This is a genomic window from uncultured Prevotella sp. (assembly GCF_946407605.1).
In the GTDB taxonomy this organism is placed as follows: domain Bacteria; phylum Bacteroidota; class Bacteroidia; order Bacteroidales; family Bacteroidaceae; genus Prevotella.
Window position 1 is genome coordinate 31,405 of the sequence record NZ_CAMJOS010000007.1, and the last position, 21,878, is coordinate 53,282.

General features: G+C 48.3%; 19 protein-coding genes and 1 tRNA gene. 4 read left to right on the top strand and 16 right to left on the bottom strand.

From position 1 onward, the window contains the following. Positions 1 to 148 precede the first annotated feature (148 nt). Together panC and panD are read left to right on the top strand one after the other, a co-directional pair. On the top strand, positions 149 to 1,000 hold the full coding sequence (gene panC / locus Q0R57_RS04890) for a pantoate--beta-alanine ligase (RefSeq protein WP_294744286.1): 852 nt from the start codon (positions 149 to 151) through the stop codon (positions 998 to 1,000). 4 nt (positions 1,001 to 1,004) lie between these two features. After that, positions 1,005 to 1,349, top strand: coding sequence for an aspartate 1-decarboxylase (gene panD / locus Q0R57_RS04895; protein ID WP_294744287.1), 345 nt, complete (start codon positions 1,005 to 1,007; stop codon positions 1,347 to 1,349). Positions 1,350 to 1,424: 75 nt separating this feature from the next. On the opposite strand, the gene Q0R57_RS04900 is transcribed toward panD, so the two are convergent. From Q0R57_RS04900 to Q0R57_RS04955, 12 genes are all read right to left on the bottom strand, one after another. After that, positions 1,425 to 2,516: a TlpA disulfide reductase family protein gene (locus tag Q0R57_RS04900; RefSeq protein WP_294744288.1), complete on the bottom strand. Its 1,092-nt coding sequence runs from the start codon at positions 2,514 to 2,516 to the stop codon at positions 1,425 to 1,427. 1 nt (position 2,517) lies between these two features. After that, positions 2,518 to 3,456 (bottom strand): ribose-phosphate pyrophosphokinase, encoded by a 939-nt coding sequence (locus Q0R57_RS04905; protein WP_294744289.1) that lies wholly within the window; start codon positions 3,454 to 3,456, stop codon positions 2,518 to 2,520. Between the two features lie 30 nt (positions 3,457 to 3,486). After that, entirely contained in the window at positions 3,487 to 4,095 is a 609-nt protein-coding gene (locus Q0R57_RS04910; RefSeq protein ID WP_294744290.1) for a thiamine phosphate synthase, read from the bottom strand. 65 nt (positions 4,096 to 4,160) lie between these two features. Next, positions 4,161 to 4,234 (bottom strand) — tRNA-Arg (locus Q0R57_RS04915). 146 nt (positions 4,235 to 4,380) lie between these two features. Next, positions 4,381 to 5,178 carry a hypothetical protein gene (locus Q0R57_RS04920; RefSeq protein WP_294744291.1) on the bottom strand — a complete coding sequence of 266 codons (798 nt, stop codon included), beginning with the start codon at positions 5,176 to 5,178 and terminating at the stop codon, positions 4,381 to 4,383. Then, the gene (locus Q0R57_RS04925) at positions 5,102 to 7,030 is read right to left on the bottom strand and encodes a YgiQ family radical SAM protein (RefSeq protein WP_294744292.1); all 1,929 of its coding nucleotides are present in this window, start codon (positions 7,028 to 7,030) and stop codon (positions 5,102 to 5,104) included. Before Q0R57_RS04925 ends, Q0R57_RS04920 begins: the two co-directional genes overlap by 77 nt. Beyond that, positions 7,011 to 7,328 (bottom strand): hypothetical protein, encoded by a 318-nt coding sequence (locus Q0R57_RS04930; protein ID WP_294744293.1) that lies wholly within the window; start codon positions 7,326 to 7,328, stop codon positions 7,011 to 7,013. Before Q0R57_RS04930 ends, Q0R57_RS04925 begins: the two co-directional genes overlap by 20 nt. Before the next feature lie 2 nt (positions 7,329 to 7,330). Beyond that, positions 7,331 to 9,928 (bottom strand): xanthan lyase, encoded by a 2,598-nt coding sequence (locus Q0R57_RS04935; protein WP_294744294.1) that lies wholly within the window; start codon positions 9,926 to 9,928, stop codon positions 7,331 to 7,333. Continuing rightward, the gene (locus Q0R57_RS04940; RefSeq protein WP_294744295.1) at positions 9,921 to 10,475 is read right to left on the bottom strand and encodes a 1-acyl-sn-glycerol-3-phosphate acyltransferase; all 555 of its coding nucleotides are present in this window, start codon (positions 10,473 to 10,475) and stop codon (positions 9,921 to 9,923) included. The genes Q0R57_RS04935 and Q0R57_RS04940 overlap by 8 nt, the downstream gene beginning before the upstream one ends. Continuing rightward, a complete protein-coding gene (locus Q0R57_RS04945; protein WP_294744296.1) occupies positions 10,475 to 10,744 on the bottom strand; it encodes a hypothetical protein in 270 nt (89 codons plus the stop codon). The genes Q0R57_RS04940 and Q0R57_RS04945 overlap by 1 nt, the downstream gene beginning before the upstream one ends. A 200-nt stretch (positions 10,745 to 10,944) precedes the next feature. Next, positions 10,945 to 12,726 carry a 30S ribosomal protein S1 gene (rpsA, locus tag Q0R57_RS04950; protein WP_294744297.1) on the bottom strand — a complete coding sequence of 594 codons (1,782 nt, stop codon included), beginning with the start codon at positions 12,724 to 12,726 and terminating at the stop codon, positions 10,945 to 10,947. Positions 12,727 to 12,937: 211 nt separating this feature from the next. Next, positions 12,938 to 13,534 carry a response regulator transcription factor gene (locus Q0R57_RS04955; RefSeq protein WP_294744298.1) on the bottom strand — a complete coding sequence of 199 codons (597 nt, stop codon included), beginning with the start codon at positions 13,532 to 13,534 and terminating at the stop codon, positions 12,938 to 12,940. Between the two features lie 539 nt (positions 13,535 to 14,073). On the opposite strand from Q0R57_RS04955, the gene Q0R57_RS04960 reads away from it, so the two are divergent. After that, on the top strand, positions 14,074 to 15,099 hold the full coding sequence (locus tag Q0R57_RS04960) for an ABC transporter substrate-binding protein (protein ID WP_294744299.1): 1,026 nt from the start codon (positions 14,074 to 14,076) through the stop codon (positions 15,097 to 15,099). Then, a complete protein-coding gene (locus tag Q0R57_RS04965) occupies positions 15,096 to 16,133 on the top strand; it encodes an iron ABC transporter permease (RefSeq protein WP_294744300.1) in 1,038 nt (345 codons plus the stop codon). The genes Q0R57_RS04960 and Q0R57_RS04965 overlap by 4 nt, the downstream gene beginning before the upstream one ends. Positions 16,134 to 16,147: 14 nt before the next feature. Here Q0R57_RS04965 and cbiD read toward each other — a convergent pair whose 3' ends face one another. From cbiD to cbiE, 4 genes are all read right to left on the bottom strand, one after another. Beyond that, on the bottom strand, positions 16,148 to 17,875 hold the full coding sequence (gene cbiD, locus Q0R57_RS04970) for a cobalt-precorrin-5B (C(1))-methyltransferase CbiD (RefSeq protein ID WP_294744301.1): 1,728 nt from the start codon (positions 17,873 to 17,875) through the stop codon (positions 16,148 to 16,150). After that, positions 17,872 to 19,647 carry a precorrin-4 C(11)-methyltransferase gene (cobM, locus tag Q0R57_RS04975; protein WP_294744302.1) on the bottom strand — a complete coding sequence of 592 codons (1,776 nt, stop codon included), beginning with the start codon at positions 19,645 to 19,647 and terminating at the stop codon, positions 17,872 to 17,874. Before cobM ends, cbiD begins: the two co-directional genes overlap by 4 nt. 157 nt (positions 19,648 to 19,804) lie before the next feature. Then, a complete protein-coding gene (locus Q0R57_RS04980) occupies positions 19,805 to 20,443 on the bottom strand; it encodes a hypothetical protein (protein WP_294744303.1) in 639 nt (212 codons plus the stop codon). Positions 20,444 to 20,613: 170 nt separating this feature from the next. After that, entirely contained in the window at positions 20,614 to 21,855 is a 1,242-nt protein-coding gene (gene cbiE / locus Q0R57_RS04985) for a precorrin-6y C5,15-methyltransferase (decarboxylating) subunit CbiE (RefSeq protein ID WP_294744304.1), read from the bottom strand. Between the last annotated feature and the right edge of the window lie 23 nt (positions 21,856 to 21,878).

Consider the following 21,878-nt stretch of genomic DNA (forward strand, 5'->3'; position numbering starts at 1 on the left):
AGGTACTATTTTTTTTGCATAAAACCGCATAAAATGTGCGATTTTAGGAAAAAGTGACATTTTATAGGCTTATTTTTAGCGTTTTTTTTCCATATTTGGGAAATTTGTTGTTATTTTGCACCCTCAAATCGACGATAAGGAAAATAGAATGAAAGTTTTTAAGAAGATTGTTGACCTGCAAAACGCACTTTTCGATGATCGTAAGCAGGGAAAAGAAATCGGATTAGTGCCTACGATGGGTGCCCTGCATGAGGGTCATGCATCGCTAGTGAGACGTAGTGTGAAAGAGAACGGAATCACTGTTGTTTCTGTGTTTGTGAATCCGACTCAGTTTAATGATAAAAATGACTTAAAGAACTATCCTCGTGACCTGGAGGCAGACTGCCGTTTGTTGGAGAGTTGCGGGGCTGATTATGTACTGGCTCCTGAAGTGGAGGAGATGTATCCTACACCCGATACACGTCAGTTTGAGTTCCCGCCAGTATCAACTGTGATGGAGGGCGCACATCGTCCTGGCCATTTCAATGGTGTTTGTCAGGTGGTGAGTCGTCTGTTCTACATTGTTCGTCCAGATAGAGCCTATTTCGGAGAAAAAGACTGGCAGCAGATTGCTGTTGTCAAGGCAATGGTAAGGCAGTTGGGCTTGCCTGTACAGATTGTGGAGTGTCCCATTGTTCGAGATGACGACGGATTGGCACGTAGCAGCCGCAATACCTTGCTGGCCCCCGATGAGCGTGCTATTGCTCCCACCATTTATAAAGCCCTGAAGAATAGTGTGACTTATGCCAAGAAGCACACTCTGAAGGAGACACACGATAAGGTGGTAGATGATATTAATAAGGTTGAAGGACTCGAAGTAGAGTATTTCTCAATTGTTGATGGCAATACCTTACAGGATGTTGCAGAATGGGAAGACTCATCGTATGTGGTAGGTTGTATTACCGTTTATTGTGGTAAGACGCCTATCCGTTTGATTGACCATATCAAATATAAAGAGTAGAGATATGATGATAGAAGTAATGAAATCCAAGTTGCACTGTGTACAGGTCACAGAAGCTAACTTGAACTATATGGGTAGCATCACCATCGATGAGGATCTGATGGATGCCGCCAATCTGATAGCTGGTGAGAAAGTACAGGTGCTTGATAATAATAATGGAGAGCGTTTTGAGACCTATATCATCAAGGGCGAACGTGGCAGTGGATGTGTTTGTTTGAACGGTGCTGCAGCCCGCAGGGTACAGGTGGGTGATACGGTCATCATTATCTCGTATGCCTTGATGGATTTCGAAGAGGCGAAGTCGTTCAAACCAACGGTGGTATTCCCTCAGGACAATCATCTGGTATAAAACCAAATAAAGTAAAATAAATAAGTGGGTGTCTTCAAAAAACACCCACTTAATTTTTCTATCTTAATTCAAGAATTATTTCAGCTGCTCTCCAATAAAGGCTGCAAGTTCTTCGCCACGCAAACCTTTCTTCAGGATTTTGCCTTGTTGGTCAACAACAACAGTGAAAGGAATGAAACGTGCACCAAAGCTCTGGGCTATAGGCGATGCTCCACCTTTTAAGTCAGACATCTGAGGCCAGGTGAGTTCCAATGTCTTAATACAGTTTATCCAGTCTTCTTTGTTGCCGTCGATAGAGATACCTACGATGCCGAATCCTGCTTCCTGATAGTCTGCCAGCATTTTCTTCATAGCAGGCATTTCGTCTCTGCAAGGACCACACCATGAAGCCCAGAAGTCCAGCACCGTCACCTTGTTCTTCTTTACTTCGTCAAGGATAAATATTTCCGTATCCTCAGGAGACTGCATGCTGAAGTTAGGAATCTGATCGCCTTCTTCTGCTGGGAAACGGTCGTTAATCATCTTCAGAATATCTTTCATTGCCTGTCTGTCCTGATACTCCTGAGGCATCTTTGAAATCAGCTCCTTCAGTTCGTCAGTCGAGAAGTCATCACCATAGGCGATGGTTGACATCAGCACAAAGCCCAACTCATTATCCAGATTCTTCTTAGCCAGTTCGGCAACGTTGGCCTGCATCTCCTCTACCAGTTTGTTATACTCTTCATAGAGGGCTTTCTGCTGTTCTTCGTCCACATCTTCAGAGAACTTTGGCATAAGAACGTCAACCTTCTTCTGGAACTCTGCATTCAGCTTGTTCATTTCCTGAAGGGCTTCGTTAGACTTTGTTCCAGAGATTTCTGAGTTGCCGTCTGCCGACAGCCGAATCTTCACAGTGCCGGGTTCTCCAAAAAACACTACCGATGAGTTAGCCTTTGGTGCTGCAATCACATAGAACACCACCGAGTCAGCTTCTCCCTGCCACTCAAACTTGTTGTCCTTCACGATGATGGTATCGAGAGGTTCTGGCTTGTCGCCTCTTATCACTAACAGGGTGTCACCCTCATCAAAACCTTCGGCCACACCATCCACCTTGAAACTATTGGTGCTACAGGCAACCATGAATAGGACTGTCAGAGTCAGTCCGAAGAACTGGACTATCTGTTTCATATTATACTATATATTGATCACTAATGCTTTCGTTTTCGATGACGCGACGGATGGTCTCGGCAAACATATCGGCAACACTGATCTGTTTCACCTTGGCACAACGCTGGGTGTAGGGGATAGAGTCGGTGAATACAATCTCCTCAAGGGCAGACTCTTGCACACGATCACTGGCTGGACCACTCATCACACAGTGAGAGGCACAGGCACGCACGCTCTTAGCACCCGATTCCATCATCAGGTCAGCAGCCTTTGTAATGGTGCCTGCAGTATCGACCATATCGTCGATAATAACTACGTTCTTACCTTCCACATCACCGATAATCTGCATGGTGGCTACCACATTAGCACGAGCACGGGTCTTGTTGCACAGCACCAGCGGACAACCCAGATACTTGGCGTAGGTGTTGGCACGCTTAGAACCGCCTACATCGGGTGATGCAATGACTAATTCGTCTAACTTCAGACTCTGCAGGTAGGGCAGCAACACGCCAGAAGCATAGAGATGATCTACGGGAACATCGAAGAAGCCCTGAATCTGGTCGGCATGCAGGTCCATCGTAATCACACGGTTTACACCAGCTACACTCAGCAGGTCGGCAACTAATTTTGCACCAATGCTGACGCGGGGTTTATCCTTGCGGTCCTGACGAGCCCATCCGAAGTACGGAATCACGGCATTGATGGTGCGGGCCGATGCACGTTTGGCGGCATCAATCATCAGCAGCAGTTCCATCAGGTTGTCGCTGTTGGGGAATGTGCTCTGCACCAGGAAGACATCACGTCCGCGGATGGACTCTTCGTATGACACAGCAAATTCTCCATCAGAGAATTTTGTGATTTGCAGTTTGCCCAGAGGGCATCCCAGACTTTGACAGATTTTCTCTGCGAGGTATCTTGTAGCGGTACCTGAAAAGACCATGTAAGAGTTTTGTGTAGTCATTATATATTATGGTTCGTATTTGAGTTTCTGTTAACTGACAGCCTTCTGCCATTTCTTGAAATGGCCAATCAGGTCTTTATAGTCCTGCTCCTGATGGATATTGAAGCGGTTCCACAGGTCTCCGCAGATGACGACACCCTCGAAACCGAGATCACGCACCATGCGTACATTATCCAGGTTGATGCCTCCCAAAGCATAGACGTGACGATCTATAAGCCCCTGTTTGGCAGCAGCCTTCAGTTCTTCTTCTGTAAACGATTGTGTGTCGTTGGGATTGCTCTGACTGTTGAAGATGTTCTGAAGGAATACATAACTTGCCTTCTTCTTGCATTCCTGCAACTGACTAAGCGAACGGCATGTGCAGCTGAATCCGCCTTTGTAGCCATAGGGCAGTTCTGTGTCGAGTGAGTCAAGGTGAATGCTCTTCAGTCCAAATTCCTCGCGAAGATAAAAGTGGTCGTGAACCGTGATACGCTTGTAGTAATCGTCAGAAAGCAAGGTGAGTAGCCGTTCGGAGTATACTGGCTCCGAGTTCGGCTTATATAGATGAAGATTCTCCAGCCCTTCTTCAAAGAGGGTCGTCAGAATCTTGTCTTCCTCCACGAAAAACGTGGCCTTTGTCATGATGATTAGTTTCATCTGCAAGCCTATTTTATTAAAAAAGCCCCGTCATCCTAAAAGAATATGGGGCTTATGTGATAATGTGATTCCGTTGGGATTCGAACCCAAGGCCCACAGCTTAGAAGGCTGTTGCTCTATCCAACTGAGCTACGGAACCATCCTTTGCATCACAGGGATGTGCCCGATTTGCGAGTGCAAAGGTACTGTTTTTTTATGAAACATCCAAATTTTCGGGGCTCTAAAGCAAATAAAAACTTATTTTCTTTACTGAGTAGTGAGATAATGTGGGGTGAATTCTCATTTTTAAGCCTTAAATCGGATGTAAGCACGGTCATCGAAGGAGTTGTTTTCCTTTGCAAATGCTTTTGTGGCTTTGAAGGCTCCGATGTTCAGCGGGTCTTCGCTCTTTTGTCGCGCCAGTTGCTGTTCAGACTCTTCTAATGTCTTGCAGAGAAAAGGATAACCGTCAGAGGCCAGCACAATCTCCCAGGGCTGAAAATCGAGCGTCAGCACGCGTATATGTTGTCTGTCGATAGTAAATCCGTCAATGACACTGTATGACTTGTTTTGCTCTTGCATCGTCTCCAGCATTCGTGGAATAATGGCAGTACGTGCAGTGTCCTCTTCCAAGAAGTGATCCCACGGTTTCGGGCTGGCCTTTATGATGGCGGCTCGCTTCTCGGCCAACTCCTGTTCATAGGGTTTGGGGTTATCGTAAAAAGTGTCGCCAACAAAACATTGACAGTCACCTATCATCCATATCTCGCGTCTCACTCTGCTGAAAATGACGGCACTGGCTGTAAGTCTCTCTTCCGGATGCTTTGTTAACTGTTCTATTTGTGTTTTCTTATAGTGCTGACGTATCTTCTTGGTGACACCAATACAGAAGTCGTTATAGCTGATGTTCTTTGGCGCTTTCCTGATAAAACGCTCTACTATTTGCATGGCATAGCGGCCGTTGCTCTTGAAGAAACTGTAGCGGCGACTTGTCTTCGATGTGGAACCGTCGATGACGGCAATGAAATCAGGAGTGACGACGATTCCGTCCTCGCTTTTTTTCTTTGGGTTCTTCGGAACGATGTTTTGCTCTATAATTTCCATTATTTGACGGGGCTGATGGGGAATAGGGTGATGGTGGCGTTGGGAATAGCTTCCTGATGAGGTCTGTGCGGCCTATGCGTCTGAGGCTCTGTTCAATGTTGCGCCTTTCCTCCGGCTTGTACCAGAAGAAGAACTGACGCTGTGCTTGTTTCTCCTGTGGAGTCTTAGCCGAGAATACTGGTTCAAGCGTATAGGGATTATAGCCTGTGTACCACATCTCTGTTGCTACTGTCATTGGCGTTGGCGTGAAGTCCTGCACCTGTTCCAGTTGGAAGTCCATACTTTTGGTTAGTACGGCCAACTCGGCCATATCTTCTTCGTGACATCCTGGGTGACTGCTGATGAAATAGGGGATGATCTGCTGTCGGAGATTCTCTTCACGATTAATGCGGTCAAAGATGCGCTTGAACTCCCCGAATTGTGTGAACGAGGGTTTTCTCATGAGCATCAGCACACGGTCGCTGGTATGCTCGGGAGCTACCTTCAGTCTGCCACTGACGTGTTTGCAAATCAGTTCTCGGGTGTATTCCTGTGTTGAACGGTTGGCCTCTTCGTCCTTGCTTCTGTGCAGCAGCAGGTCGTAGCGCACACCACTACCAATGAAACTGCGCTTGATGCCTGGCAGGGCATCGACAGCATGATAGACGTCGAGCAACTTCTGATGACTGGTATTCAGGTTGGGACATATCTGGGGGTGAATACAGCTGGGTCGCTTACATTTCTCGCAAGCATTCAGGTTACGACCATGCATACCGTACATATTAGCACTGGGACCGCCTAAGTCGCTAAGATAACCTTTGAAATCTGGCATCTCTATCACCTGCTTCACCTCTTTTAATATGCTCTCCTTCGAACGACAGGCGATAAACTTGCCCTGATGGGCTGAGATAGTGCAGAATGCGCAGCCTCCAAAACAACCGCGATGGATGTTGACACTGTGCTTAATCATGTCGTAGGCAGGAATACGCTTGCCTTTGTATTTGGGGTGGGGCTGACGCGTGTAGGGCAGGTCGAACGAAGCATCGAGCTCTTCGGTAGTCATAGGTGGGTGGGGAGGATTGACAACGACATACTCGTTTCCCACTTTTTGTAGTAGCCTTTGAGCATGCATCATGTTCGATTGTTCCTCAATATGCCTGAAGTTCTCGGCCTGCGCCTTTTTGTTTTGCAGACATTCCTCATGACTATGCAGTACAATATCGTCCTTTGTGGGCGTCATGTCATTGGAGAAATACACTATCTGCGGCAGTTTCACAAGTTCGTGAATAGGCAGACAACCGTAGGCATCAGCTATACGCGCCAGCTCTATCGTGGTCTTCTCACCCATACCATAGGTAATCAAGTCAGCGCCACTATCTACCAGAATGCTTGGGCGCAGCTTGTCTTGCCAGTAGTCATAGTGGGTGAGTCGGCGCAGCGAGGCCTCAATTCCTCCCAGCACTACTGGCACATCAGGGTAGAGCTGTTTCAGTATCTTGGTATAGACGATGGTGGGATACTCCGGCCTCATGTCGTGACGTCCGTCAGGCGAATAGGCATCCTCGGACCTTAGTCGGCGAGCGGCTGTGTATTTGTTGACCATCGAGTCCATGCATCCTGGCGAGATGCCAAAGAAGAGGCGTGGACGCCCTAACTTCTTGAAGTCGCGGAAGTCGCCATGCCAGTCGGGCTGCGGAACGATGGCTACACGATAGCCTGCTGCCTCGAGCACACGTCCTATGACGGCAGCGCCAAAGGACGGATGGTCTACATAGGCGTCGCCTGAGAAGAGGATAACGTCCACGTAATCCCATCCCCTCAGTTCAAGTTCCTTTTTGGTAGTGGGAAGAAAATCAGTCAGCCGATACTCCATTCTCCTGATTGTTCCTCCAGTCTTTGTAAAGCTGTACTAGGTTCTGTAATCCCAAAGCTTTCATGTTGGGATGATAAACCACATCGAGGCATAGGTCAAGCAGTTCCTTGTCTCTTCCGGCCTCCGACTCTAGGAGAGCTCGGATGTTCAGTTTCAGTTTGTCGAGCACAGGCTCGTCGATATATCCGTTAGAGTCTATCAGGTCCTGAAACAGCTGATAGCGGTCTATCACACAGAGATGTTGCTCGCTGATTTCGATGCTTCTTGTGCCTGAAGCGTTTGTTTGAATCTTTATCATAACTATTTGGTTGTTAGAAAGTTTAACATTCCTCGCATAATAATTGCTTGAGTATCTTTTCCCTTGATACACTCAAAGGGGAATCCCATAATAAAGGCCTTGTAGTCACTGCCTTGATAAGCCACACCGGCACTTGTTCCGCTGCTATAAACGAGTGCAGGGAAGGCCTTCTCGTTGGCAGGCATCAGGATATCGGTCTGTTGTGCGGCATAGTGATCTTCGTTCAGTAGCCTGTAGCATTCGAACGTGGTGCCCAACCCCTTCATGTTTTCGTCGATATCGCGGTTGGTGCCTTCCAGTCTCACCTTGAGGATATCGGCCAGAAACTGTTTCTCTTCTTCCGTATCCATGTCTGTGCCGATGTAGGCGCCGCTGACTAACATGTTGCCACCTTGGGCCACATAGCCTCTAAGCTGTTGCTGAAGGGTGAGCGGGAAGCTTTTATAGGCTACCAGACTGTGTCCGTCGTTCTCTTCAAGGCCCAGCAGCAGGTCAACTACCTGATAGTTGCTGAGGTTCATGAATCCTTTCTCGACGGCTTTTCCTGATGCGCTGACGATATTATAGGCATTAGCCGTACGGATGGCTTCCGCATGTTCCCTGGCATAGTTAAACTCGTTGCCGGCAATGAACATTCCCTGCAGGTCGGGAGTGGTGTATCCTAGCCCTGTAGAGTCCTCGATGCCCATGCGCTGGGTGTCGAATACGCGTTGCAGTCCCAGCCATCCGCAGTTTCGTCCGTAGCTCACGCCGATGTCTTCTGTCAGGTCAAAACCCTGTCCCTGTCGGCTGATGGCAGGCGACGAGAGTCTGTGGAAGCCGTTGACGATGAGTACCGTCTGACGAGCGTTGGGATTATAGAGAGCCGATAACGTCTCTGTGGGGAAACTCTGTCCACCGTCATTGGTGGCAGTTACTCGGAAGCTGTACAGCACGTTGGGTTTCAGTTTAACAGTACATGAAGTGCCTCGCAGGTACGTTCCGTTGTCGAAGTCACCATTATCCTGTGCTATGTAGAGCACATAGCCCGTCGGTATCGACGTGGGTTCCTGTCCGTCCTCGATACCTTGCCAGCTGACGTTGACCCTACCTTCGTTGTCAGCAAAGGCGATGTGCAGATCTTGTGGCGGCATAGGCTGCACCACGTAGCTCTCGCCGTGTCGACTGGTGATATAGCGCAGTATAGTCTTATAGATGGATCGTGCCAGCGTGAATCGGAAGTTAGGGTCTTGACCGTAGCGCATGTCGCCGAAGTTCTGGTGCGAAAGGGTCTCGAGGATGGCGCTGGGAACGATGGGTACTCGTGTCTCGGAGTAGTTGCGGTCGTAGAGCTTTCGCAGGTTCCACTCGCCAAAGCGGTATTGCAGGTCGGCGGTGGTGTTGTGAAGCAGGTCTACGGCCAACTCGTGTGAAGCCTCTCGACTGATGCCCGCTGCCAGCAGGCTGTCGCCAAACTGTGTGGTGCAGATGGCTAGCGAGCCATAGACGCCCAGTCCGGTGTTGGTGAATCCTGCATCGCTATGGATGGCTAGAGATAGCTCAATAGGTACCTTACGACCCACGGAATCGGGTGCGAAGGATGAGCCTCCGCAGAGCAGATTAGTCATCAGCGATCGAACGTTGATATCATCGCCATAGTCATTAGCGCCTTGCTTCGAGCTATAGACGTTGTAGGGCATTCCAGCCCATTGTGCGGCATAACGCGCGCCCTCAAGACAGCGCGGCAGTCCGCTCACAGCTCCACCTCGCTCAATGTTTCCCATACCACCGCCAAAGCGTACGGCATCGGCAGTGACATAACCTTTGTGCTTGCTTTGGTTGGAGAGTACCACGCGGTTGAACTCTGAACTGCCTTTGTCGAATTCGAATGTGCCCAGATAGACCCATGTGGAGCCTCCCATCTGCTGATTAACAAAGAAGTCTGTTTTCTGACCTTTGTGCCAAACGGTATAGTGGGCATCGTCAACGCTGTTTTCTACAGTTTGATAGCTGACATAGACGGCATAGCTTCCTTCATGGGGGATGTCGGGCTGATAGCTGATAGTGCTGAGTGTCGATTTGGAATGAGTGGTCTCAATCATTCGTGCTGTACCTGCCTCAAAGGGGTTCTCCTCGTCGTGATAGGGTTCTGCGTGGAAGGCGAATCCTGGCTCGGGAGCCGTCAGCCATTGTTGGCGCTGGCTCTTCTCCTGGTAATTGCCAAGGAGTAGAGGACGGTCATTGTCAATGATGACCTCGTTGCGTTGCCAGTCGCGTTCGCGTGGTGTGAAGACCACGGCTCCGGCATTCTCAAGCATGGGTATGAGGTAGGGTATGACGATAGTCTGCGTATAGAGGTCCTCGGTGGTTCCGAAGAGTGCTGGTCTCTGCCATCTCCATTTACGTTCGTTGTTGTCAAAATAGCGTCCATGACTGGCCCATAGAGCAATGTGGCGTGCTTCAAGTCCTCGTTCGATAGAGTAGGGGCGTGATACGTTCTTGATCCACGGTTCTCCGTTGTGGTCTATTTTGCCCCATGTGGTTTGTGCTGGTAAATACTGGCTGACGAGAATGGTCAGCACCAATGATAATAATAGTTTGATATGTGTGTGTTTAGACATTTCCTATTGAAAACAATTCAGGCCGTTTGCCCTTAAAATCCTTGAAATAGAGTTTTATCTCGCGCATGTCGCTCTCTAAGTCGCCTGATGGCCAGATGGTCTTTGTGCATTGGATATGCTTTTTCTCGTAGTCCAGTCCGTAGAGCAGAATGGGCATCTTTGCCTTGAGGGCTATGAAATAGAATCCTTTCTTCCATTCTTCTACGCGCGAGCGCGTGCCCTCGGGAGTAATACATAGATGGAAGGTCTTGCATGCACGTGCTGTTTCGGCCATCGAGTCGGTCATGCTGGTGCTTTTCTGTCTATATACGGGTATGCCGCCAATGCTTTTGAATATAGGTCCCAATGGCCAGAAGAACCATTCTTTCTTCATCAGGAAGTTACTTCCCAGACAATGTGCTCCGTTATAGAGCTGCCCAATCAGGAAGTCCCAGTTGCTGGTGTGAGGTGCCAGACATATAATATACTTATCAGGATGGACCTCAGTTACTTCCGACGTCCATCCCATTCGCTTATATAAAAGCCAGTTACAGAATTTTTTCCACATCAGAGATTGTTGATTTGGTCTACCAACTCGCTCACCTGGGCAGCAAGTTTCTCTCTCAGGTCCTTATAGTATTGTTTAGCAGGCATACCTGGTTCGGGGTGCGAAACCCTACAAGTATATTCCTTATGTATCTTTACTACAGACAATAATAGTGCCTCCGTATTTTCTTTGTATCCCTCGTTGCCATAGAGTGAAGCGGCAACAGCCTCAGCGAATAGTTCTTCACAGACCACGTTAATCGCTTTCTTCAAAGATCTTTTGTTTGCCATAGTTTTCAAGTTTTACTGTTTCCAAGGCCAAAGATATGAAAAATTTCTGAAACGACAATAGTTTTAAAGCAAATTATCAACGTTTTTTGTTTTTTTTAGAAAATGCTTTTTTTACTTTGACCATCTTTCTAATACAGAAATTGGCTGCACGAACCTTCTTTCAGGTGTGCAGCCAATGAAATTATAAATAGAGGAGTCTATTATTCGCTCTTCTCCATATCGGCCTTCAGCTTGGCCAGAACGTCGAGGTCGCCCAGAGTGGTGCTGGCTGCAACGTTCTCAATCTTCGGAGCCTCGTCCTTTTTCTTAGGAGCTGCGGTCTTGCGGGCAGCACGCTTCTCCTCACGCTGTGCATCCTCAAAGGTGCGGCTGTGGCTCAGGATGATACGTTTAGAGTCCTTGTTGAACTCAATCACCTTGAACTCGAGCTCCTCGCCCTGCTGGGCCTGAGAGCCATCTTCCTTAACCAGGTGCTTTGGAGTGGCAAAGCCTTCAACGTTCTCCTCGAGAGAAACAACGGCACCTCTTTCCATAACCTCGGTAATCTTACCGGTGTGAACAGAACCAACGGCGTACTTCTCCTCGAATACGTCCCAAGGATTATCCTCGAGCTGCTTGTGACCGAGAGACAGACGACGGTTCTCCTTGTCGATGTCGAGCACGACAACGTCGATAACCTCGCCCACCTTGGTGAACTCTGAGGGGTGCTTCACCTTCTTGGTCCAGCTCAGGTCGCTGATGTGAATCAGACCGTCGACACCCTCCTCGAGTTCAACAAATACACCGAAGTTGGTGAAGTTGCGAACCTTGGCGGTGTGCTTGCTGCCAACAGGATACTTGGTCTCGATAGCCTCCCAGGGATCCTCGCGGAGCTGCTTGATACCCAGAGACATCTTGCGCTCGTCGCGGTCGAGAGTCAGGATAACAGCCTCTACATCGTCGCCAACCTTCAGGAACTCCTGAGCTGAGCGCAGGTGCTGGCTCCAAGACATCTCACTGACGTGGATCAGACCCTCAACACCGGGCTGAACCTCTACGAATGCACCGTAGTCGGCGATGACAACAACCTTACCGGTGATGTGGTCACCAACCTTGAGGTTGGCATCCAGAGCATCCCAGGGATGAGGTGTGAGCTGCTTCAGACCGAGAGCGATGCGCTTCTTCTCCTCGTCGAAATCGAGGATCACCACGTTGATCTTCTGGTCGAGCTCTACTACCTTCTTGGGATCGTCTACGCGGCCCCAAGACAGGTCGGTGATGTGGATCAGTCCGTCTACACCACCCAGGTCTACGAATACACCGTAGCTGGTGATGTTCTTGACAGTACCCTCCAGAATCTGACCCTTCTCCAGACGAGAGATGATCTCCTGCTTCTGGGCCTCGAGCTCCTGCTCGATGAGGGCCTTGTGGCTTACTACCACGTTACGGAACTCCTGGTTGATCTTCACGATCTTGAACTCCATAGTCTTGCCAACGAACTGGTCGTAGTCGCGTATGGGATGAACGTCGATCTGACTGCCGGGCAGGAATGCCTCAATGCCGAATACGTCTACAATCATACCACCCTTAGTGCGGCACTTGATGTAGCCCTGTACAATCTCCTCGGCCTCCAGAGCCTGGTTCACACGGTCCCAAGCCTGGCTCAGACGTGCCTTCTTGTGAGAAAGTACCAGCTGGCCTTTCTTGTCCTCAGCGGTCTCCACATAGACTTCTACTACGTCGCCCTCTTTCAGGTCGGGGTTGTAGCGGAACTCTGTAGCGGGGATGATACCGTCGCTCTTGTAGCCAATGTTGACTACCACTTCTTTTTTGTCAACCGAGATGACTTTACCCTCTACAACCTGGTGGTCGGCCACCTTGTTCAGAGTCTCGTCGTAGGCCTTGTCAAGCTCTTCCTTGCTGATGTTGGCCACGGTGCCATTTTCAAACTCGTCCCAGTTGAAATCCTGCAACGGCTGAACGTTCTTTGTTAATTCTGACATAAAATTCTCTTGCGCCCTTTAGTGGGCATTTGTTTGTCTGAACAGACGTTTATCAGACATGTTTAATTGGTTAATATTCTATAGGTGTCAGCGCCTGTTCTGCCACCTATCTCCACACTATGCGGACAAAACGGCTGCAAAGGTACTCAATTTATTTGATATTGTGCCACTTGCGTACCATATTTATATAAATATTTAAGAATCTTTAAGGTTATATCTGATCAATATTGATATAACCATGCATCACGGCGTATATGGTCAGAGCCGACACACTTCTTAATCCCAGCTTCGTCATGATGTTCTTGCGATGAGAAATTACGGTGGTTAGTCCGATGTTTAGTCTGTCAGCAATTTCCTTGTTAATATAGCCTTTGACAATCAGCACCATAACCTCAGCCTCGCGGTCACTTAACGTCTTATTCATCATGGCGTTTCTCGACTTCTCTGGCAGGTTGCGTCCACCCTTATGACCATGCTGCTGCAATTTCAGAATCTGTTTTACCAACTCTTCCTCGGGTACGTTGATGTTAATGGTATGAAATCCAGGCAGAAGCTCTTGCTGGTTGTCTGAGTTGGTCAAAACAATTGTTTTTCTGACGTTGGTGTAGAAAAAAGACTTGTTCTCTAAGAACACATCTACTACCACAAAATAGTGCATATATTGTTCCTTACTAGATAGAACTTCCTCCATGTTGCCAAAGGATTCAACCTCAATAAAGGGTATGGCACTTTGCAGCAGCTGTCGCAGTCCAAGCGCAGCCAAGGTGTTAGGGTCTATAATAGCTATTTTGGGTGACATTTCGTTCATTATGGGTGCAAAGTTACGAAAAATCAGTTAAATAGCCAAACTATATGAGCAGATAACATGCAAAAGGATTTGGTTTTAGTTAATTTTTATTAAATAACAACCCCATTCTACTTCAATTCTTCCTTTTTTGGAATTATATTCCTATATTTGCAGTGTGTTTTTCATGGTATTAGATTATTAAGGTTAATTTGAAGGTTGGTTGTCGCGAGACAATCAAACTTCCCCAAAAACCAATTAAATTTTCTTTAATTGGTAATTAAAAGGGAGCCTGTGAAGGTTCCCTTTTCTTGTGATCTGAATGTACATCAACATGACAAACAGAGCAGACAGACGCGCATAAGTTGCGAGACTTAAAATCTAAACTTTCCTAATAAACGAAGAAAAAATATCGATACTTTGACGAAATTCATTAAATTTGCAAAGTTTTTCAAGAATATAATTGAGAAAAGATGAAGAAGATTCTTGCTTTTTACCTAACAGGCCTATGTATGTGCTTATTCTATTCCTGCAGCAACAGTGGAAACAAGACTGTTAGTAGTATGATAGATGTAGACTCGCTGATGAGTCCCAAGTATGCGACGGGCTATGAGGTGAGAGATAGCGCTGGAGTGCGACTGGTGGATGTGGACGGTGGATATCACTTTGCATTGGTCGCCGATGACGGTTTGGACGTTCCCGATTGCTACACGAAGGTGAAGGTTCCTATTAAAAATACCATCTGTATGACATCTTTACAGTTGTCTAACTTCACGATTCTCAATGCTCATGACATAGTGAAAGGCCTGACAGGTACGAAGAACCTCTTTAACAAAGACATCATACAACGTGTAAAAGACGGACGTATTGTGAAGATCGGTATGGAAGGCAACTTCGATACCGAGATGGTGCTGGCTGCTAATCCCGATGTCATCTTTATATCGCCCTCAAAGCGTGGTGGCTATGATGCCATCAAGGAGACAGGCATCACATTGGTACCCCACCTGGGTTATCAGGAACTCAATCCCTTAGGACAGGCCGAATGGATTAAGTTCGTGGGTATGTTTATTGGTAAAGAGAAAGAAGCCAACGAGGTGTTCGCCGGTATTGAGAGTCGATATAACGACCTGAAGTCCAAAGTCCAGAGTTCAGATTACAAAGTCTTGCCCACAGTTTTCAGCGGCGAAATGCACTATGGCAATTGGCACGCTGTGGGTGGAAAGAACTATCTGGCGCAGATTTTCCGTGATGCCGGAGCCAACTATGTCATCAACGACGATGAGACAGCTGGCGAAGACTTGGAGTTTGAGAAGATGTATTCCTTGGCTGCCAATGCAGATTACTGGCGTATCCTGAACAGTTATCCCGACGAGTTCTCGTACGAGGCGCTGAAGGCCTCTGAGCCTCGCAACGAATTGTTCAAGGCATTCAAAGAAAAGAAGGTTATCTACTGCAATATGAAGCAGACGCCTTACTATGAGATTTCGCCTGTAGAACCAGACTTTCTGCTGAAAGACTTTGTAGCTATCTTCCATCCAGAGTTGGTGGAGGATGATTATCGCCCCACATTTTATTATCTGTTGAAATGATAAGACGTACTCTACCCCTGATTCTGATGCTCATAGTGGCAATAGTGGTTTTAGCTATTGTCAACCTTCTCATCGGTTCCGTTGACATTCCCCTAAAGAATGTTTGCCGTATTCTGCTGGGCGATGCATCGGAATCAGAAATATGGCAGAACATTATCTGGAAGTCACGACTCCCACAGGCTCTGACGGCCATTATGGCTGGTGCCGGACTTGCTGTCAGTGGTCTTCAAATGCAGACCGTATTCCGTAACCCCCTGGCAGGACCCTCAGTGCTTGGTATTTCAAATGGTTCGGCCTTGGGCGTAGCTTTTGTGGTGCTGTTGTCTGGACGTATCGGTGGCGTGGCACTTTCGCGTCTGGGTTATCTGGGTGACGCTGCCATGAGTGTGGCAGCCGTCATTGGTGCCTTGGCCGTGCTGACATTGATTCTTTGGATATCTCAAAAGGTAAGGGGCAATGTCACCTTATTAATAATAGGTGTAATGATAGGCTACTTGGCCAATGCCGTTATTGGCGTGCTGAAGTTCCTGTCGCCTGAGGAAGATGTGAAGGCCTTCGTGGTTTGGGGCTTAGGCTCGTTCTCAAGGGTATCTGGCGACGAGATGGTGTTGTTTATTGTGCTGATGTGCATCCTGTTGCCGTTGGCCTGTCTGTTGGTGAAGGATATGAACCTGATGCTGTTGGGCGACCGCTATGCTTCTAATCTGGGTTTGAACATCCGTCGCAGCCGTATGTTGGTCATCATCTCCTCTGGCGTTCTCGTTGCCATCGTTACTGCCTATTGCGGCCCGATTATGTTCATTGGCCTGGCTGTTCCTCATCTGACAAGAGCCATCTTCCGCACCAGCGACCATCGTATCCTAATGCCAGCTACAGCTCTCTGTGGTGCCGTACTCGCACTTTTCTGTAACTTCATTGCCCGTATGCCTGGCTTCGAGGGTGCCCTGCCTGTTAACAGCGTCACAGCCCTTGTAGGAGCCCCTGTCATCGCTGCAGTGCTCTTCCGCAAGCGCAAGAACGAAACTGAGGAATAACGTCTCTTAGATTGTTATACTTCATATATTTTTCCATTATCGTCAATCAGTAAAACCGTAAGTTCACCGTTGGGCAATAACGGAGCACAGTGCTCATAACAATGCCGTATAACAGTGTGGGCAAAAGCCGCTCGGCTGTTCTCAGCAATACGTTCCCATAGCTCGCGGGCCAGCGTCATATCGCTGATGTCGATGCTGATGCCCGATTCCTCCAGAATCTGCTGAATAAACGCCTTATCCATCGTGGCCTTCCGACTATGTGTGTCCAAATGGCCTTCAGCTAATTTAACCGCTTTACCCAACATCACTCCCAGTGTCACAGTATTGATATTCAATTCATTGGCTATCTTCAGGGTCTCTCCGATGTAGTTGCCGTATTCCACAAACGCCTGCTGGGGCAGGGTGGGATAGAGGGCCTTCACAAAGTGTTCGCTCTTGCCGCCGCTATTGATAACTACGCGTTCAGCGCCTGAGGCCTTTGCCACAGTCATACACTTGCGGATGCTGTCGATAAAAGCCTCCTCGCTAAATGGTTTCACAATGCCACTCACACCGATTATCGAGATGCCGCCCTCAATACCCAGACGGGGGTTAAAAGTCCGTTTGGCAATCTCCGTACCCTGCGGTACAGAAATAGTAATCCTAACATTTTCTTTGATGTTTTGGCGCATCATCTCACGAGGTCCCTTGTTGATTGCGGCTTCACCTACAGGATAATCAAATCCTGGAAGCGTGAAACGCCCCACACCTTCACCACCAATAATTTCAAACTGTTCGGATTGTTCTATGTGAGCCCTCACCTCAATACCGTCAGTCACGTCGGGGTCGTCACCTGCCTCCTTGATGCAGTAGGCATACCTGTCGGCAAAACCGACGGGAACAGTAATCGTCTCGCCATCTGGCAATAAAACGGGGACTTCCGCAGGTGTCTCACCTTTCGTCAGTCTTATCGTTGCAGCAATCGCCGCTGCAGTAGCACACGTTCCCGTCGTCAGTCCGCTATGCAGCGGATAAAACTCTGGCAACAGCTTCTCCACCATCCGCCGCAATCCATACGGTCCGTTGACTTCCTTATAGGCCCCATTGGCCTTATAAGTCCCATAGCTTGGACGTTTAAGGACGATAATCCGCATGCCTTTTTCGCGTGCTGCTTCCACCTTCTCTACAAAGCCGCCACTAAGTCCACTCTCCTTTAGCAGGATAGCATCGGCTTTTGGCAGGAGACCGTCTTCAAAATAACATAGTTGTTCATCGGTAGCGCCTTGCTCGTAAGCCATCAAGAGACTGCTTTCACGTCTTAAGATTCTGTAGATAACCTTGACACCCAGCTCCTCCAACCACTTCAGTTTACTAATGCTCTGCACACCCGTAGTAGCAAGAAGGGTATGGATATCTGTCGGAACCTCTAAGTAGTCGTCAATCCACGTAATATCGGGGTCTCTTTGTGGATAGATCCTATCGTAACGGATGACGGGAATCCGCATGTCAGACGCTACCTTGCCTATCGTCTGATGCAGCATTGACGCAAACGGATGGGCAGCATCCACTATCAGCCGAATCTGTTGATTACAGCAAAAGGCTTTCATGGCCTCAGCATCCATCGCCCCATCAATGCGCACACCATGATGCAGCGTCAGTTCCTGTTCACCCATCTTCGTGCTATAGTAATAGAGACTGCCAGCTTCTTCCAGCACCTCTGCCGCACTACGTCCTTCAGTTGTCCCTCCGAATACCAATATCATGAAGCGTCGCCTTGTCTGAACAGGTGGGTGAAGTGTTTGTTATATAACTCGGAGAGCCCCTGACGGTTGTCGATAGCCTCACCAACCACGAGCATCGTAGTGAGGGTGAGGTGGTTATCGTGAACAATCTTTGCGAGGTCTTTCAGCACACCACGATAGATGTGTTGGTCAGGCCATGTCAGATGGTAGCAGGCAGCAACAGGAGTATCCTCAGAATATTCCTGCAGGAGTTCGCGCTGCACGTCATCGACAATGGCGGCAGAGAGGAAGATACACATGGTGCTCTGACTCTTGGCCAGCAGATGCAATTGTTCTTTTTCGGGCATGGGTGTGCGACCTTCACCACGAGTCAAGATGATGGTCTGCGTACGCTCTGGGATGGTAAACTGGGAGCGCAGTTCAGCAGCAGCAGCGAGGAACGACGAAATACCTGGGGTGATGTGATAATCCATTCCATTGGCATCGAAGAAAGCCATCTGTTCCTGGATAGCCCCAAAAATACAAGGATCGCCAGTATGCAGACGAACAATGAACTTTCCCTCGTCATAAAACTGCTTCATCAGCTGGCATTGCTCTTCGAGGTTCATATCGGCTGAAGAGCGCACCACAGCCCCCGGTTTGTGGCATTCTGTCAAAGCCTTAGGCACCAGCGAACCTGCATATAATATAAGGTCAGCCCTTTCGAGCATCTTGCGTCCTCGTACAGATACCAGATCAGGGTCACCAGGACCGGCACCTACAATCTCGATATGACCTTTCTTCTCTCGCAGGTATTTGTAGTCAATGGCGAGGGCTGCAGTCCAGTTCTTGCCTTTCACTTTAGGAACAATCAGTTTGCCATTGTTTGCCCCAAGGATGGCAGCAGCCTCGCAAACGCTGGGTGTACCTACATGCTTCTGAACGGTCTTGCTGGGATTAGGCACCTCAACCTTGGCGAGTTCCTCTGCTGTGTAGAATACCAGCTCTTCACCTAAGTCATCGACAAGCATCGCGCAAAATTCTTCATCCTGCTTCACATCGATGGTGCAATAGCGCTTGTAGCAAGGCAATACACCAATCTGACTCATAGCCTCGTCGATCTCATCGTAGATGTCCTCATAGTCCACAGGATGATGTGCGAGTCCGAAGCCTAAAGATGCTATCATCGGCACGAAATGCAACTCGAGCACGCCGTATGGTGCACAGAGGTTGTAAGGTGTCACCATGATGACCAACTTAAACTTTTTGGGATCGACCTCTTCGAGGCTTTTCACAACAGTCACATGCTCAGGTAATGTCTTCTCAAGATAGTCCGTACCCTCATCGCAGATTTCCATCAGCAGGGCAGTAGGCTCGCGATTGACGAAAGCAAAGATGCATTCGTTCATATCGTCGTCGCTGGCGATGGCCCAGTTGAATCGTTCTGCAAAGGTGTCGAGTGCCCAAAGTCCTGCATTGTCGCTTTGGGTGGTAATTACTTCTCTGCCTCCGATGATACCTGCAACTTCACGAGCCAGATCATTCGCCCCTCCGATATGTCCTGAAAGCACGGAGATGGCATTCTGTCCCAGACTATCCACGCATACCACAGCAGGGTCTTCGTGCTTGTTCTTGATATAAGGAGCAATGGTGCGAACACAGATACCCATCGCTCCAATAAAGATAAAGGCATCCTGCTTCTGCCATTCCTCACCCACTTCTGAGCGCTGGATCACTTTGGCTTTCAGCTCCCTTCGCAGCGTCGAGGCCATCTCACTACCAGCCTCACTGATTTGTATAATTGCTATATTCATTGTCATCCAATAAATTTCAGGAAGGCCTCTGCCTGTGCCTTCAGAGATGCGATTTTACGTGTCCAGGGTAACTGAAATTATACTCAGGCGAGGTTTCAGATCGTTTTCTGCCTGCAAATATAAGGAGAATAATCGAAACTTCCAAGGATTTATCGCTTTATTTTCTTCTCACCCAGAATTTGTGTGAGCCGGCGCCTTTGGTGGTGATGCCTGATGATGGGTCGTTTACAAAGGCCACCAGTTCTCTTGATGCTGAGCTGCGACTGAGATCGTTAAGGTTGGCATATTCCTGAAGCGTGATGAATCTATTCTTGTCGATATGTTGGAGGGCGCGCTGCAAACGCTCCTGAGGGGTGTATGAGGAGGATGGAACTGGGTTGGAGGAAGTATGCTCAAAGCTGTTCTCCTTGTTCATTTCTTTCACCAGCTTTTTGTCGGCTTTGAAGTTGATGCCCTTGATTTCCACATGACGGTATTTGGTCTTTGGTTCTGTCTGCGAAGTTTCTTGAGTATTGGCATCTGCCTTGTTGTCAGAGAATTGCAGCGACAGCGAGAACACACCCAGATAGTCGATCTTCAAGCTGTGACCCATTGGGAGATATGCTTTCATCACAGTGGATAATGTATCGAGCACACCTCGTATGGTGCCTTGACTGAATGCTGGCGAATACTTGTTGATAAGTTCCACAACCTTGTCGTTGTCGAACTCCGTATAGACTTGCATCTTAGGGAATATTCTCCCTTTCTTGTTGTTTCCCATGCCCTCGGGCATGTCCTTAATAATATATTTTGCCATAATACTAATTAATTTTTGTTTCAAAGTTTGAAATGTCCATCCCAAAGTTTGGTATCTACATTCCAGAGTCTGGTATGTGCATTCCAAAGTTTGGAACGGAAATTTTCTGCAAAGATAATGCTTTTTTCTTAAAGCACAAAAAAATTAGTGAATTAAGTTTTGTGTGTAGCCTATTTGTCAGGATGATAATAGGCCTTGAGGATCTCGATAGGATGGTTGTCGTTGAGGATAATCCTGGTGGGTGGTTCTTGCTTCAGCTCCAGTTCCTGACAGGCCTCATCCCATAACTGATGGCTGTCAGTCTTGACAAGAGGTGCCTTGACGCTATTCATCACGATACAGCCATTATCCGGCAATACGGTCAGCACCTTCGCCATGATTTCCTTCAGGCGGCCTCCGTGACCTCCGATGAATACGGCATCAGGACGAGGCAATGCAGAGAGGTCTGTTCCGAGGAAATCGCCGATATGAACATCGATGCCTGGGGCACCAAACTTGCGAGTGTTCTCTTGGATAATCGCTTCGCACTCAGGACGGATCTCAAAGGCGCAGACTTGAAGATGAGGAAACTGCAGACGGGCTTCGATAGAGACGCTGCCTGTACAGAAACCGATGTCCCAGAGGACGCTCCTCTTGCGCAATTCAAGGGCTTGTAGTGTCAGCAAACGGATGGGCATCTTGGTAATCATCTTTTCTCTGCCGTCGAGCAATGTGAACTCGGAATCGGGGATGCCGAAAGGATGTCTGATGGCTGATGTCTGATGGCTGACAGCGTCAAGAATGACACAGTTCGGCATCGTGAAGTTGCGTTGGGTTGCCTCTTCAAGCGACAAGGTGGTGACCTTTTCGAGTGAAGGATTACCCAGATGTTCACCCACATGCATCTGATAGTTGGTGTAGCCATAGTCTATCATGCGCTGGGCTATCGTTGCAGGCGTGTGTTCCATATCCGTCAGGATGCCGATCTTTGCTGCCTGCTCTATCAGCGCCTTGTCGAACTCAGGCCAAGGACGACCTGTCAACGAGACGATACGCATGTCGTGGTAGGGCATCACGAGACGGTGCGCCAGCAACTGTAGGGAGTTAAAGGAGGGATAAACCACGATGTCGGCTTCTGGCATTTTACGCTTGATGGTATTGGCAAATCCGAAAAAAAGCGGGTCGCCAGAGGCGAAGATGATGATGGACCCAACGGAAAACCGTTGGGAATAGTGGCTGTACTGCTCAAAGACGGCATCGAGGGGTACGGTGATATCTATCCACTCCACGCCTTCTGGCAATAACGGCGCTACTATCTCATGGTGGCGCTTGCCTCCAGAAAAGACCTTTCCGCTCTTGATAATTTCCAGCACTTCTGGAGGAAACCAAGGTTTGGGATTGTCCGTTATTCCTATAACGATGAACCGTTGCATATTATCCGCTTAATCCGTTTAAT

What these genes read in the sequence shown, in the direction of transcription:
- Q0R57_RS04925 (WP_294744292.1), bottom strand. Translation starts at nt 7,030, where the DNA reads ATGGAGTATCGGCTGACTGATTTTCTTCCCACTACCAAAAAGGAACTT.
- cbiD (WP_294744301.1), bottom strand. Translation starts at nt 17,875, where the DNA reads ATGATATTGGTATTCGGAGGGACAACTGAAGGACGTAGTGCGGCAGAG.
- Q0R57_RS04930 (WP_294744293.1), bottom strand. Translation starts at nt 7,328, where the DNA reads ATGATAAAGATTCAAACAAACGCTTCAGGCACAAGAAGCATCGAAATC.
- panD (WP_294744287.1), top strand. Translation starts at nt 1,005, where the DNA reads ATGATGATAGAAGTAATGAAATCCAAGTTGCACTGTGTACAGGTCACA.
- panC (WP_294744286.1), top strand. Translation starts at nt 149, where the DNA reads ATGAAAGTTTTTAAGAAGATTGTTGACCTGCAAAACGCACTTTTCGAT.
- Q0R57_RS04945 (WP_294744296.1), bottom strand. Translation starts at nt 10,744, where the DNA reads ATGGCAAACAAAAGATCTTTGAAGAAAGCGATTAACGTGGTCTGTGAA.
- Q0R57_RS04940 (WP_294744295.1), bottom strand. Translation starts at nt 10,475, where the DNA reads ATGTGGAAAAAATTCTGTAACTGGCTTTTATATAAGCGAATGGGATGG.
- cobM (WP_294744302.1), bottom strand. Translation starts at nt 19,647, where the DNA reads ATGAATATAGCAATTATACAAATCAGTGAGGCTGGTAGTGAGATGGCC.
- Q0R57_RS04910 (WP_294744290.1), bottom strand. Translation starts at nt 4,095, where the DNA reads ATGAAACTAATCATCATGACAAAGGCCACGTTTTTCGTGGAGGAAGAC.
- Q0R57_RS04900 (WP_294744288.1), bottom strand. Translation starts at nt 2,516, where the DNA reads ATGAAACAGATAGTCCAGTTCTTCGGACTGACTCTGACAGTCCTATTC.
- Q0R57_RS04965 (WP_294744300.1), top strand. Translation starts at nt 15,096, where the DNA reads ATGATAAGACGTACTCTACCCCTGATTCTGATGCTCATAGTGGCAATA.
- Q0R57_RS04905 (WP_294744289.1), bottom strand. Translation starts at nt 3,456, where the DNA reads ATGACTACACAAAACTCTTACATGGTCTTTTCAGGTACCGCTACAAGA.
- Q0R57_RS04980 (WP_294744303.1), bottom strand. Translation starts at nt 20,443, where the DNA reads ATGGCAAAATATATTATTAAGGACATGCCCGAGGGCATGGGAAACAAC.
- Q0R57_RS04920 (WP_294744291.1), bottom strand. Translation starts at nt 5,178, where the DNA reads ATGGAAATTATAGAGCAAAACATCGTTCCGAAGAACCCAAAGAAAAAA.
- Q0R57_RS04955 (WP_294744298.1), bottom strand. Translation starts at nt 13,534, where the DNA reads ATGAACGAAATGTCACCCAAAATAGCTATTATAGACCCTAACACCTTG.
- cbiE (WP_294744304.1), bottom strand. Translation starts at nt 21,855, where the DNA reads ATGCAACGGTTCATCGTTATAGGAATAACGGACAATCCCAAACCTTGG.
- Q0R57_RS04960 (WP_294744299.1), top strand. Translation starts at nt 14,074, where the DNA reads ATGATAGATGTAGACTCGCTGATGAGTCCCAAGTATGCGACGGGCTAT.
- Q0R57_RS04935 (WP_294744294.1), bottom strand. Translation starts at nt 9,928, where the DNA reads ATGTCTAAACACACACATATCAAACTATTATTATCATTGGTGCTGACC.
- rpsA (WP_294744297.1), bottom strand. Translation starts at nt 12,726, where the DNA reads ATGTCAGAATTAACAAAGAACGTTCAGCCGTTGCAGGATTTCAACTGG.